The 13985-nt window shown below is 66.9% G+C and carries 12 protein-coding genes; all 12 read left to right on the forward strand.

The features are described from left to right. The first annotated feature begins 28 nt into the window (after positions 1-28). The 12 genes from DIE02_RS27460 (at position 29) to DIE02_RS27515 (ending at position 13887) form a co-directional block, all read left to right on the forward strand. Entirely contained in the window at positions 29-532 is a 504-nt protein-coding gene (locus DIE02_RS27460) for an inclusion body family protein (protein ID WP_124489572.1), read from the forward strand. 64 nt (positions 533-596) lie between these two features. Further along, positions 597-1115, forward strand: a complete 519-nt coding sequence (locus DIE02_RS27465; protein WP_124489573.1) for an AidA/PixA family protein — start codon at positions 597-599, stop codon at positions 1113-1115. Positions 1116-1624: 509 nt separating this feature from the next. Continuing rightward, complete coding sequence (locus tag DIE02_RS27470; RefSeq protein WP_044845555.1) at positions 1625-2485, forward strand: transporter substrate-binding domain-containing protein; 861 nt, start codon at positions 1625-1627, stop codon at positions 2483-2485. 85 nt (positions 2486-2570) lie between these two features. Beyond that, positions 2571-3293, forward strand: a complete 723-nt coding sequence (locus DIE02_RS27475) for an ABC transporter permease (RefSeq protein WP_044845491.1) — start codon at positions 2571-2573, stop codon at positions 3291-3293. Between the two features lie 12 nt (positions 3294-3305). Further along, positions 3306-4052 carry an ABC transporter permease gene (locus DIE02_RS27480; RefSeq protein WP_124489575.1) on the forward strand — a complete coding sequence of 249 codons (747 nt, stop codon included), beginning with the start codon at positions 3306-3308 and terminating at the stop codon, positions 4050-4052. Between the two features lie 28 nt (positions 4053-4080). Continuing rightward, positions 4081-4872, forward strand: a complete 792-nt coding sequence (locus tag DIE02_RS27485) for an ABC transporter ATP-binding protein (RefSeq protein ID WP_124489576.1) — start codon at positions 4081-4083, stop codon at positions 4870-4872. Positions 4873-4879: 7 nt separating this feature from the next. Continuing rightward, positions 4880-6373: a histidine ammonia-lyase gene (gene hutH / locus DIE02_RS27490; RefSeq protein WP_124522749.1), complete on the forward strand. Its 1494-nt coding sequence runs from the start codon at positions 4880-4882 to the stop codon at positions 6371-6373. A 50-nt stretch (positions 6374-6423) separates the two neighbouring features. Continuing rightward, positions 6424-7179: a histidine utilization repressor gene (gene hutC, locus DIE02_RS27495; RefSeq protein WP_124522751.1), complete on the forward strand. Its 756-nt coding sequence runs from the start codon at positions 6424-6426 to the stop codon at positions 7177-7179. A 212-nt stretch (positions 7180-7391) separates the two neighbouring features. Next, positions 7392-10895, forward strand: a complete 3504-nt coding sequence (locus DIE02_RS27500; RefSeq protein WP_124522753.1) for an adenylate/guanylate cyclase domain-containing protein — start codon at positions 7392-7394, stop codon at positions 10893-10895. A gap of 93 nt (positions 10896-10988) precedes the next feature. After that, on the forward strand, positions 10989-12038 hold the full coding sequence (locus DIE02_RS27505) for a patatin-like phospholipase family protein (protein WP_124489580.1): 1050 nt from the start codon (positions 10989-10991) through the stop codon (positions 12036-12038). Between the two features lie 63 nt (positions 12039-12101). Next, on the forward strand, positions 12102-12722 hold the full coding sequence (locus tag DIE02_RS27510) for a hypothetical protein (protein WP_124522755.1): 621 nt from the start codon (positions 12102-12104) through the stop codon (positions 12720-12722). 265 nt (positions 12723-12987) lie between these two features. After that, complete coding sequence (locus DIE02_RS27515; RefSeq protein ID WP_124522783.1) at positions 12988-13887, forward strand: LysR substrate-binding domain-containing protein; 900 nt, start codon at positions 12988-12990, stop codon at positions 13885-13887. The last annotated feature ends 98 nt before the right edge of the window (positions 13888-13985 follow it).

Genomic DNA, 13985 nt, shown 5'->3' on the forward strand with positions numbered 1-13985 from the left:
CAACCCATCTACCTGAACGGGAGCTTCTATGTCACGCGTTACCGATGTGCTCGTCTCGATCGATACCGAAACCATTCTCCAGAAATATCCGAATCCCAGCCGGGATCCGAAAAACCCGACGCTGATCGACTGGAAGCACGTCTACATGGTCACGAACCAGGACAACGTCGTGTCCGGGCAGGCGGGCGGCGAACTCGACCTGAAAGCCCAGGTGGGCGACCTGATCCGATGGCGTGAAACGAGCCTGTCGCTGGGCTTCGAGAAGCAGGTCGTGTTCTACGGCTTCATCGCCAACCAGGGCCGCGACCTGATTTCGACGCCGACGCCGCGCAAGGCCACCGCATCGATCCCGATTCCGAACCCGAGCTCGCCGTCGACGCCGACCTGCCAGAAGGTGGACAACTACTACTGGTCGTCGGAAACGCTGTCGGAAGGCCGCGTCACCTACCACTTCTACTTCCAGATCATCGACCGCAATTGCCAGTCGCTGGGTTGCTATCAGTGGGACCCGTTCATCTCGATCCACAACTGATCTCGGCAGGCGGGCGACCATGCGACGGTCGCCCGCGTCATTGTCCCGTTCCGGAGGAAGCGCCATGCCTGGTCTTCGTTGCGACGTGCTTGCGATCGTCGATGCCGTCACGCTGCTGTCGGCCTGTCCCGATGCGAGCCGGAACGCGGATGCGCCGACCGTGATCGACGGCCGGCACATCTACGTGGTGAGCCCCGGCGACACCGGGCCGCTCGGCCGCAACGACAGCCGGCTCTTTGCCGGCCTGTCGCCGGGCGACCAGCTCCGCCTGCGCGAAACGGCGCTGGCGCTGCGTGCCGAAGTGAGCGTCCTGTTCATCCGGTTCGCCTTGCGGGACGCCGGCATCGTCGCGCCGATCGAAGCGCAGGTGCGCGACGCCGCGACGCCGGTGCCGTCCGACGACGACCTGCTCCATCCGCAGTGCCGGCCGATGCCGGACCATTACTGGCGCAGCGACGTGCTGGCTGCGGGCGCCACCACGTGCACGGCCGATTTCGCCGTGCTCGACCGTGGCGGTGCGGTGTCCGGCTACTTCCGCTGGGAGACGTCGATCGAGATCGCCGGCGGCCGCGCGGATTCGTAGCAGCCCGATTGCAAGCCGTCGCCGGACCGCGACGGCAACGTCGACCTTGTGTCCGATACCGGCTTCGGGCGATCTTCTGCGCGAATGCCGATTTCAGGCAGGATGCCGAACCGTTTGACTCACGGGCCGCTCGTGTTTCATCGGCAGCCGGCCCGCCCGAATCAGTTTCGTTCCCGTTCGAGCCAGCGTCGTTGCGAGGCGTGACCACCCGAGCGCGCCGCGTCCGTCGCGGCCCGGGTTCCCCGCATTGCCGCCCGCTGATCCAATCCGGAATTTGTCTAGTCATCCTTGCGAATGGATCGTACGAGATGCACCAAACGCGTGCCTGAATTCCCCACGACGAGGCACGTCAGAGCCCCGAAATTAGGGGATTTCCCGCGTTTCACCGGTTTTTTTTGATCGCTGCTTGTCGCGCTGTTTTTCTTCTTGCATGCTTGTATAGACAAATTCCTGAGGCGGCTTGCTGCAGCACCGAAGGGATGACGAACCTCAACGCAAGGAGAAATCTCGTGAACGGCAAGCGGATCAAGTGGGCAATCAGGACGATCGGTGTCATCGCGGCTGCGGCGGCAACGCTCGCGGCGCCGGCGCAGGCGAAGGAATGGAAGACGGTGACGGTCGCGCTCGAAGGCGGCTACGCACCGTGGAACCTCACGCTGCCGGGCGGCAAGCTGGGCGGTTTCGAACCGGAGCTGCTCGCCAACGTGTGCGAGCGGATCAAGGTGCAGTGCAACATGGTCGCGCAGGACTGGGACGGGATGATTCCCGGCCTGCAGGCCGGCAAGTTCGATATCCTGATGGATGCGATCTCCATCACGCCGGAGCGCGAAAAGATCCTGCTGTTCTCGCGTCCGTATGCGGCGACGCCCGCGACGTTCGCCGTCACCGATACCAAGATCCTGCCGAAGGCCGCGCCCGGCGCGCCGATGGTCAAGCTGACGGGTGACGCGAACGCGGACAAGCCCACCGTCGACGCGCTGCGCAAGCAGCTGAAGGGCAAGACGATCGGCATCCAGTCGGGCACCGTCTATACGAAATTCATCAACGACAGCTTCAAGGACATCGCGTCGATTCGCGTGTACAAGACCTCGCCCGAACGTGACCTCGACCTCGTCGCCGGGCGCATCGATGCGTCGTTCGACGACGTCACGTACTACGCGGCGAACAACACGAAGAAGGACACCGCGTCGATCGTGCTCGCGGGGCCGAAGCTCGGCGGGCCGATCTGGGGGCCGGGCGAAGGGCTCGCGTTCCGCAAGCAGGATGCCGACCTGAAGACGAAGTTCGATACGGCGATCGGCGCGGCACTCGCGGACGGCACGGTGAAGAAGCTGGCCGACAAGTGGTTCAAGACCGACGTCACGCCGTAAGCACGCCGCCGCCGCGCGAGCGACCCGAACGACGCGCGGCGGCAGGCATCCTGCCGATTCACTCAACGCTTGCCGGGAGGCACGCATGGCGATTCTCGAAATGCTCGGCTTCGGAACCGAAGGCTGGGGCGGTGTGCTGCTGCTCGCCGCACTGATGACGGTCGCGCTGACGCTCGCCGCGCTCGCGGTCGGCGCGGTGATCGGCGCGGCGATCGCGGCGGCGAAGCTGTCGCGCTACCGCAGCGCCCGCCTGCTCGGCGACCTGTACACGACGGTATTTCGCGGCGTGCCCGAACTGCTCGTCATCTATCTGTTCTACTTCGGCGGCTCGACGCTCGTCACGGCCGTCGGCCAGTGGTTCGGCGCGGAAGGCTTCATCGGCGTGCCGCCGTTCGTGATCGGCGCGCTCGCGGTCGGCATGATCTCGGGCGCCTACCAGGCGGAGGTGTATCGCGCGGCGGTGCTCGCGGTGTCGAAGGGCGAGCTCGAAGCGGCGCGCGCGATCGGCATGCCGCGCAGCATGGTGCTGCGGCGCATCCTGGTTCCGCAGGTGCTGCGCTTCGCGCTGCCCGGGATCGGCAACGTGTGGCAGCTGAGCCTCAAGGACTCGGCACTGATCTCGGTCACCGGGCTCGCCGAGCTGTTGCGCACGAGCCAGATCGCCGCCAACTCGACCCACCAGTACTTCGTGTTCTTCGTCGCGGGCGGGGCGTTGTATCTGCTGATGACGGGCGTGTCGAACCGCGTGTTCAACCGGGCGGAAGCGATCGTCGGCCGGTCGTTCCGCCGCAATTTCGCGCGCAACTGACGGAGAACGTGCATGTCCCTCGATTTCGCTTTTCTCTTCGATACGCTGCGCCAGCTGCTCGCGGCCGTACCGACCACGCTCGGCCTGTTCTTCGCCTCGCTCGTGCTCGGCGGCCTGCTGTCGCTCGTGATCGTCACGATGCGCGTGTCGCCGCGCTGGCTGCCGAACCGCTTCGCGCGTGCCTACATCCTCGTGTTTCGCGGCTCGCCGCTGCTGATCCAGATGTTCCTCGTGTATTACGGGCTCGGCCAGTTCGGCGTGATCCGCGAAAGCTTCATGTGGCCGCTGCTGCGCGAGCCGTACGTCTGCGCGGTGCTGTCGCTCGCGCTGTGCACGGCGGGCTACACGGCCGAGATCCTGCGCGGCGGGCTGATGGCCGTGCCGGTCGGGCAGATCGAGGCCGGCTATTCGATCGGGCTGTCGGGCTTCGCGCTGCTGCGGCGCGTGATCGGCCCGATCGCGTTGCGCCAGTGCCTGCCCGCGTATTCGACCGAAGCGGTGCTGCTCGTCAAGTCGACCGCGCTGGCGAGCCTCGTCACGGTATGGGAAGTGACGGGCGTCGCGCAGCAGATCATCCAGCAAACCTATCGGACGACCGAGGTGTTCGTCTGCGCCGCCGTGATCTATCTGGGCCTGAACTTCATCGTCGTGCGCCTGCTCGGCGCGCTCGAATGGCGGCTTTCCGGGCACTTGCGTGCGCCGAAGCCCACCGGTGCGCCCGCCGCGGCGACGCGCAATCCTCAACGCGTCGCGCCCTGAGCGTCCCCGTCCTTTCCAGGAGAATCCGATGAACACCGCTGCTCCCGTTGCGCTGTCGGTCAAGAACATCCACAAGTCGTTCGGCGACCATCATGTGCTGAAGGGCATTTCGCTCGACGCGCATGAGGGCGACGTCATCTCGATCCTCGGCGCGAGCGGCTCGGGCAAGAGCACGTTCCTGCGCTGCCTGAACCTGCTCGAGACACCCGACGACGGCTCCGTCGCGCTCGCCGGGGAAACGCTCGCGATGAAGCGCGCGCGCGACGGCAAGCTGCATCCGAGCGACCGGCGCCAGGTCGACCGGATCCGCTCCCAGCTCGGCATGGTCTTTCAGAACTTCAACCTGTGGTCCCACATGACGGTGCTCGACAACCTCGTCGAGGGGCCGCTGCGCGTGCAAAAGCGCAGCCGCGCCGAAGCGGTCGAGGAGGCCGAGGCGCTGCTGGCGCGCGTCGGTCTCGCCGACAAGCGCGGCTACTATCCGGCGCACCTGTCGGGCGGCCAGCAGCAGCGCGTCGCGATCGCCCGCGCGCTCGCGATGCATCCGAAAGTGATGCTGTTCGACGAACCGACGTCGGCGCTCGATCCGGAGCTGGTCGGCGAAGTGCTGCGCGTGATGCGCTCGCTGGCGGAAGAGGGGCGCACGATGCTGGTCGTCACGCATGAAATGGGCTTCGCGCGGCACGTGTCGAATCGCGTGCTGTTCCTGCATCAGGGCGAGGTCGACTCGGACGGGCCGCCCGACGCGCTGTTCGGCGGCCAGTGCTCGGAGCGCTTCCGGCAATTCGTGTCGAGCCACCACGACCGCACCACCAACTGAGGCTGCCATGACCGTATTCCGTGCGGCCCGGCCGCTCGACTGGCGACAGGTTGCGGCGGTGGCGGCCGGCGAGCCGCTGGCGCTGGCCGACGAGGCACGCGCGCGCGTCGTTGCCGCGCGCGAACTCGTCGACGAGATCGTCGCGCGCGGGATTCGCGCTTACGGCGTCAATACCGGCGTGGGCGCGCTGTGCGACGTGATCGTGTCGCCGGCACAGCAGAGCACGCTGTCGCGCAACATCCTGATGAGTCACGCGGTCGGCGTCGGCATGCCGCTCGGCGCGGCCGAAACGCGCGCGATCATCGCGGCCGCGATCAACAATTTCGCGCACGGGCATTCGGGCGTCCATGCCGACGTCGTCGACCAGCTCGTCGCGCTGCTCGAGCATGATTGCCTGCCGGAGGTGCCGGCGCACGGCTCGGTCGGCTATCTGACCCACATGGCGCACGTCGCGCTCGTCTGCATCGGGCACGGCCATGCGCGCCACCGCGGCGAACGCATCGGCGGCGCCGAGGCGCTGCGCCGCATCGGCCGCGAACCGCTCGTGCTCGGTGCGAAGGAAGGGTTGAGCCTGGTCAACGGCACGCCGTGCGTCACGGGGCTCGCCGCGCTCGCGCTGGCCCGCGCGGAACGGCTGCTCGACTGGGCCGACTGGATCGCGGCGGCGAGCTTCGAGAATCTCGGCGGGCAACTCGCCGCGTTCGACCCGGCCTCGCTCGCGTTGCGGATCTCGCCCGGCATCGGGCACGTCGGCGCGCGCTTGCGGACGATGCTGGCCGACAGCCCGATGCTCGCCGCGGCGAGCGGGCGGCATACGCAGGATCCGTTGAGCCTGCGCACGATTCCGCACGTGCACGGCGCGGCGCGCGACGTGTTCGCGGTCACGGCGGACGTCGTCGATCGCGAGCTCGCGTCCGTCACCGACAATCCGATCGTCGCCGGTACGCGCGATGCGCCGGCCGTTCATTCGCAGGCGCATGCGGTCGGCGCGGGCATCGCGCTGGCGATGGACAGCCTCGCGGCCGCGATGGCGCAGGTGGCGGCCATCGCCGAGCGGCGGCTGGACCGTCTCGTCAATCCGCTCGTGAGCGGCCTGCCGGCGTTTCTCGCGGCGCCGGGCGGCACGTGTTCGGGCTTCATGATCGCGCAGTACACGGCGGTCGCGCTGGTCGCGCAGAATCAGCGGCTCGCGGCGCCGGCGAGCCTCGACGGCGGCATTACGTCGGGGCTGCAGGAAGATCACCTGTGTCATGCGACGCCGGCCGCGCTGAAGGCGCTCGACATCATCGAGAACGCGACGCGCGTGCTCGCGATCGAGCTGCTCGCCGCCGCGCAGGCATACGACTTGCAAGCGAACGAAACCGGGCGGGCCGCGTCGACCGACGCGCTGTGGCGACACGTGCGCGAACGCGTACCGGCGTATCGCGACGACCGGCCGCTCGCGGACGACATCGCGATCGCGGCCGGCATCGTCGGGGGGGCGCCGCCGCCGTTGCAGTGACGACCGGCGACGACGGGCGGATCATCCATTATTCATTCGGTCGAGGGTGCATGAACGAGACGGAGCGACAACTTTCCGCACGACCGGCGAGGGCATCGGGCGAGGCCGTGCCGGCGCGCGCACTGCCGGCCTATCAACAGATCAAGCGCTACGTCGTCGAGCGGATCGCGAAGGGCGACTGGAAACCCGGCGGCGCGATCCCGACCGAGGCCGAGCTGGTCAAGGAATTCGGCGTGGCCCGGATGACGGTGTCGCGCGCGCTGCGCGAACTGACGAACGAACGCGTGCTGACCCGCATCCAGGGTGCCGGCACGTTCGTCGAGCGCCGGCATTACGAGTCGACGGTCCTGGAGATCCGCAACATCGCGGACGAGATTGCGGAACGGGGGCATCGGCACAGCGCGCGCGTCGTGCTGATCGAGCGCAGCATCGACCCGGATGCGATCGATGCGCTCGGGCTTCGCTCGGGGCCGGTGTTTCATTCGCGCATCGTGCATTTCGAGGAAGACGAGCCGATCCAGTTCGAGGATCGCTACGTCAATCCGGCGTTGTTTCCCGACTACCTGGAGCAGGATTTCACGATCGAGACGCCGAACCACTACATGGTGCGGCTCGCGCCGATCCAGCGCGCCGAGTTCCGGATCTATGCGGAGAAACCCAATGCGCAGGTGCGCCGGCATCTCGTGATGGAAATCGGCGAGCCGTGCCTGGTGTTGAAGCGCCGCACCTGGGTCGGCGAGCACGTCGCGACGTCGGTCAGGCTGTGGCATCCGGCGTCGCGGTTTCACCTGGCGGGGAAGATGTAGGGACGCGGCGGGCGGCGCGGATCGAGCCGAGGCAATCGGCGTGGATGTCCTGCACGTCGGCGAATGATGCGGCCGCTGATGCCACCGGCCGCGCCCATCAAACCGTTCGTTCCTTCGCTCGTCGGCATGCGTACGCGCATTCACCGACCTGAATGCCGGCAGAGAGTGGCGCATAATGTTTCGAGGTCGACCCTTGGCTGGAAGAGGGTTTTATGCGCTGCACAATTTGCGGATCGGAGAATCCTCCCGGTGCGGGGTTCTGCCAGGAATGTGGCGCCGTGCTGTCCCGCACCTGCCCGCAGTGCGGGCATGACGCAGCGCCGACAGCCCGCTTCTGCAGCCATTGCGGTGCGCCGCTGGCGACACCTGCCGCCATGCCGCCATCGTCCCGACCGCCGGCTCAAGCACCGTCGCCCACCCCGATTCATTACACGCCCGATCATCTGGCCGAGCGCATCCGTGCCGAACACGCGGCGATGGAAGCGCGCGGCGAGCCTGCCGGCGAGCGCAAGACCGTTACCGCGCTGTTTGCCGACATGGCCGGGTCGACCGCGCTGATCCACGACCTCGATCCCGAAGTGGCGCATCGCCTGATCGTGCCGGTGGTCGAGCTGATGATGGAGGCGGTCCACTACTACGAAGGGTACGTCGCCAAATCGCTCGGCGACGGTATCCTCGCGCTGTTCGGCGCACCGATCGCCCACGAGGACCACGCGCAGCGCGCGCTCTTCGCCGCATTGCGCATGCAGCAGGCGATGCGCCAGCACGGCGACCGGATTCGGCTGCAGGAGGGCATTCCTCTGCAGATTCGCGTCGGCGTGCATACCGGCGAGGTCGTCGTCCGTTCGATCCGCACCGACGACTTGCACACCGAATACGACCCGCTCGGGCATACGATCCACATCGCGTCGCGGATCGAGGGCATCGCCGCGCCCACGTCGATTCTCGTCAGCGAATCCACCCACAAGCTGGCCGAAGGCTATTTCGAGTTCAAGGCGCTCGGGGCCACGCAACTCAAGGGCATTCCCGCGCCGCTATGCGTCTACGAAGTGCTGGGGCTGGGTGCGTTGCGCACGCGCCTGCAGCTGGCGGCGCACCGTGGTCTCGCGCGGTTCGTCGGGCGCGAAACGGAACTGGAGCACCTGAACCGGGCCCTGGAGACCATGCGGGCCGGGCACGGGCGCGTGGTCGGCGTGGTCGGCGAGGCCGGCGTCGGCAAGTCTCGTCTGTTCCACGAGTTCAAGGAGCGTTCACGGCGCGGCGCGCTGGTGCTGGAGACGTTTTCGGTATCGCACGGCAAGGCGTTTTCCAATTTGCCGCTGATCGAACTCCTGAAGAACTATTTCCAGATCACGCCGCAGGACGACGAGCGGCGCTGCCGGGAAAAGGTGATCGGCAAGGCGCTCGCGCTGGAGCGCGGTTTCGAGGACCTCGTGCCGTACGTCCTCTATCTGCTCGGCATCGGCGAGGGCGGCTCGGTGCTGGTCGAGATGGACCCGCAGATCCGGCGCGAGCGCACCTTCGACGCGATCAGGCAGTTGCTCGTGCGCGAGAGCCAGAATCAGCCGGTTCATTTGCTGTTCGAGGATCTGCAATGGCTGGACCGTGAAACGGAAGCATTCCTGAGCTACCTGATCGACCACGTGCCGGACGCACGCATCCTGCTGTTGGTGAACTACCGGCCCGAGTATCGGCCGGCGTGGGCCGGCGTGGTTCATTGCAGCAGGATCCGGCTCGAGCCGCTCGGCCCGTCCGATGCGCAGGGGCTGCTCACGGCGCTGCTCGGCGAGGATCGCACGCTCGTGCCGCTGAAGCAGCTCATTCTGGAGAAGACGGAGGGCAATCCGTTCTTCATGGAGGAAGTGGTCCAGACGCTCGTCGAAGAGAAGTCGCTGCTCGGCGATGCCGGGCGTTATCGCATCGTGGAGACGCCGGCGACGCTGCATATCCCGACCACCGTGCAGGGCGTGCTGGCGGCCCGGATCGATCGGCTTCCCGTCGAGGAAAAGGAACTGCTGCAGGCGCTTGCCGTGATCGGCCACGAGTTTCCGTTCAGCCTGATCCGGCGCATCTGCGGCGAGGTGGCGGCGCGGGACGACGAACTGCGTCGCCTGCTCGCGCATCTGGAAGCCGCGGAGTTCATCTACGAGCGGCCCGCCTTTCCCGAGGTCAATTATTCGTTCAAGCACGCGCTGACCCAGGAAGTGGCCGGGCGCTCGTTGCTCACGGAGCGGCGCACCGCGCTGCACGAGCGCACCGCGCAGGCGATCGAGGTGCTGTTCCCGACGCGCATCGCCGATTACTGCAGCGAACTCGCGCATCACTACGGTCAGAGCGGCAACATTCCGAAGGCGGTCGAATACCTGCATCGTGCGGCCCAGCAGGCGCTGCGCCATGCGGCTCATCACGATGCGATGAATCACCTCGGCGCGGCGCTTGCGTTGCTGAAGGGCTTGCCGGACACACCGATGCGCGCGCATTGGGAACTGACGCTGCTGCTGTCCCTCGGGCCGGTCCTGATGGATGTGCGCGGGTATGGCGCGACGGAGGTGGGCGCCACCTATACGCGCGCGCTCGAGTTGTGCGAGCGCACGGGCGAGGTATCGCAACGCTTCGCGACGCAGCTGGGATTGCGGATGCACCACGTGGTGCGCGGCGAATATGCGCTCGCGACCGACCTGGGCCGGCAGATGCTCGGTACGGCCCGCGATGCGAACGACCCCGGCTTTCTCATCGAGGCCCATAGCGCGCTGGGTTCGTGCTTCTTCCTGCAGGGCGATTTCACGGCCGCCCGCACCCACCTGGAACAGGCGATCGCGATCTACGATCCGGAGCAGCATCAGGCCCACGTGTTCGCGCACGGGGTCGATCCGGGCATCCGGGCGCTCAGTTTCCTGGTGTTGACCCTGTGGATCCAGGGGTATCCCGACCAGGCGCTCAGGCGCAGCGTCGAAGCACTGGCGCTCGCACGGCACCTTTCCTATGGGCCGTCCCTGGCGTTCAGCCTGACCTACACGGCACACCTGCATCAGCTGCGGCGCGAGCCGACGCTTGCCGCCGAGCGCGCGGAAGCGGTCATTGCCGTATCGACCGAGCACGGCTTGCCGTACTGGCTCGCATGGGGGACGCTCCTGCGGGGCTGGGCGATGAGCGCGCAAGGCAACATCCGGGACGGCATCGCGCAGATGCGGCTGGGCCTCGATGCGCAGCGGGCCGCCGGCGGCGAAGACCAGCGGCCCTATTCCCTCGCGCTGCTGGCCGACAGTTACTGGCGCGCGGGCGACCGGCGGGCAGCGCTGGACCTGCTGGAAGAGGCGACGACGCTCGTCGAGCAAACCGGTGAGCACTGCTTCGAGGCCGAGCTGTACCGGCTCACGGGCGTCTATCTGGCCGGCGGGGCGAGCGAGCAGGGGGCCGTCGCGGCGAGCGAAGAGGGGGCCGTCGCGGCGTGCGACGAAGGGGCGGTCGCGGCGCGCGACGACAAGGCCACCGGCTGCTTTCACCGGGCGATCGAGCGCGCGCGCCGCCAGGGTGCCCGAGCGCTGGAATTGCGGGCGGCGTCGGACCTTGCGCGGCTCTTGCAGCGGCAGGGGAAAACCGTGGAGGCGAGGCGAGCGCTGTCCGAGGTGCTCGCCTGCTTCACGGAAGGTTTCGATACAAGCGACCTGCGCGACGCGAAAGCGCTGCTGGATGCATTGGACGCGCGCGCAGGATGAATGGAACAACGGCGCACGGCGACGGATCGCGTGACGACGTGCGCTCGATGACCTGCCGCTGCTCCGCCTGCGCGGAGCGCCGAGGAGACGGGCATGGCAACCACGCACGCAAGACGCGGCAACGATGGCCCGCGCAAACCGATCGCGCTCGCGTTGCAGGGCGGCGGAATGCACGGCGCCTTCACCTGGGGCGTGCTCGACCGCATGCTCGAAGACGGCCGGCTCGACATCGAAGGCGTCAGTGCAACCAGCGCCGGCGCGATGAACGCCGCGGTACTCGCATACGGGCTGCACAAGGGCGGCGAAGACGGCGCGCGTCAGGCACTGCACGACTTCTGGCACGCGGTCGCGCAATCGGCGGAGCGCTACAACCCGCTGCGCTGGATGCCCTGGCTGAAGGGCACGCACAGCTTCGGGCTCGATCATTCGCCGCTGTATGCGTTCGCCGACATGATGCTGCGGGTCTTTTCACCCTATCAGTTCAATCCGAACAACCTGAATCCGCTGCGCGAGGTGCTCGAAAGCCAGGTCGATTTCGACGCGCTGCGCAAGCACTGTCCGATCCGGCTGTACGTGTGCGCGACCAACGTCGAGACGGGGAAGATCCGCCTGTTCACCGGAGCGGACCTCAGTGCCGACGCGGTGCTGGCATCGGCATGCGTGCCGACCCTGTTCCAGGCGGTCTCGATCGACGGCGAGTACTACTGGGATGGCGGGTACATGGGCAATCCTGCCATCTATCCGCTCATCTACAACTGCGCGACGCGCGACGTCGTGATCGTGCACATCAATCCGCTCGTGCGTCGCGGCGTGCCGATCACCGCCGCGGAAATCCTCAACCGGATCAGCGAGATCAGTTTCAATTCGTCGCTGATGCGCGAGATGCGGGCGATCGCGTTCGTCACCGACTTGATCCAGCAAGGCACGATACAACGCGGCGAGATGAAGGAAATGCTGATTCATTCCATTCGCGCCGACGATGCGCTGTCCGCGCTGAGCGTATCGAGCAAGTACAACGCGGATTGGACATTTCTGAGCGAACTGCATGACCACGGGCGACGCGAGGCGGATGTGTGGCTCGCGCATCACTACGGAAACATCGGGCAGCGCTCGAGCATCGACATCCGCAGGGAATTTCTCTGAGCGCATCGCAGTCATGTCGGCATGGGGCGATTCCGCGCGGACGCCCCGGTCCAAGGAGCGAACGTGAACCGGATGCAGGCGCGGTTCGTCGCGTTGTGGTCGTGCAGCGGCGGGACCCATGCCGAGGAGGTCTATCGCAGGCTCGCGCAATGCTATGCGGAGCCGGTGCGCCATTACCATACGCTCGTGCATGTACGGCGATGCCTGCGTCATCTCGACCTGGCGCGCGACGCGATTCCCGCGCCGGACGCCGTCGAACTCGCGCTCTGGTTCCATGACGTGATCTTCGTGCCCGGCGCGAAGGACAACGAGCAGCGTAGCGCGGACTGGTTCCGGCACCAGGCCGGGGGGCGAATCCGCGCGTGCGACCCCGTCTGCGCGATGATCCTCGCGACGACCCACGCGGGCATTGCCGCGCAACCGGATACCCGCTTCACGTGCGACATCGACCTGGCCGCGCTCGGCGCTTCCCGCAGCCGGTTTCGCGAAGACGGCCGGCGTTTGCGGGCAGAGCGTCCCGATCTCGACGACCGGGCCTACGATTTTCATGAGCGGAACATTCTGCGCGGGCTGCTCGTGCGTCCGCGCATCTATCTGACGGAATTCTTCTACGCGCGCTGCGAGAGGCAGGCGCGCAGGAACCTGAGCTGGCGGCTGGGGTTGCCGGTTCCTGAACCGGAATGACGACCCGCCGCGCCGGCGCAATGATCGATCGAAGCGGTGCCCGGGCGCCAGGGCAACCTGACCCGACAGGGCCGCCGCGCGTGCGTCGCGCGCCAAGGGAACCGGTGCGCGCCCGCCGGTCGGGACCACGTTGCAGCGAACGGCGGCCCTCGGGCACTCTAGAATTGGCATGTAACGTATTGCAGTGGCCTGGCCCGGACAATGTTCCAGGTGTCGTTTCGATATCGCTTTGCCAGGCGATCTGCTCATTCCAACGGATACCAACATGCGCATCCCGCCGCTCAAGGCAATCATCGCGTTCGAAAGTGTCGCCCGGACCAAAAGCGTCAATCGTGCCGCGGAAGAACTGGGCCTGACCGCGTCCGCCGTGAGTCACCAGCTCAGCAACCTCGAATCGCAGATCGGCCAGCCGCTGTTCCAGCGATCAGGGCGCGGGCTCGTCCTCACGCCGACCGGCGAGCGCTATCTGGCGGACGTCACCGGCTCGCTGGCCGACCTGAGCCGCGCCACCGAGCGCGCGTCGAGCCGCGCCGAGGTCGATATCCTGCGCGTGCATTCGAGCCCGAGCTTCGGGCTGATGTGGCTGTTGCCGCGGCTGTCGTCGTTTCAGGAAGCGAACGGCGATATCCAGCTGAACCTGGCGTGTTCTTACGAAAACGTATCGTTCTCGAACGGCTTCTACGATATCGACGTCCGCCACGGCTACGGCAACTGGGACAACCTCGAGGTGAAGACGATGCGCGGCGAGTTCATCGCGCCGCTCGCGTCGCCGCAATACCTCGAACGGCATCCGGTGAACGCGCCGGAAGACCTCCTCGCGCATCGGCTGATCTATTCCGAAACGCCGCTCGTGCAGTGGAAACAGTGGTTCGGCCGGGCCGGCGTATCGCTCGCGGCCCGCAAGACCTTCGACTTTTCGTTCGACCGGTCGTACATGTCGCTCGAAACCGCCGCGCTCGGCCTCGGCATCGCGCTCGAAAGCCTGATGCTCGCGTCGGTGAAGATTCGCGAAGGCGCGCTGGTGCCCGTGTTCGACGAGACGCATGCGGTGGAAGTCGGTGCGCATCATCTCGTTTACCCGCGGCAGAACGGGGAACTGCCTCGCGTGAAACGCTTCCTTGCGTGGATCGAGCGGGAAGTCGCGGCGCAGCGCCGCGCGAACTGAGCGTCGCGCGTCCGGGCCGCGTGCAATATTGCGTTGCAGCACGCCGTGACGGCCCGCGCGGCGTCATCTGAAATTTTCTCAACCATGCCTGAGCGTTT

Origin of the sequence: Burkholderia sp. Bp8991 (genome assembly GCF_003853795.1) — a bacterium.
GTDB lineage: Bacteria > Pseudomonadota > Gammaproteobacteria > Burkholderiales > Burkholderiaceae > Burkholderia.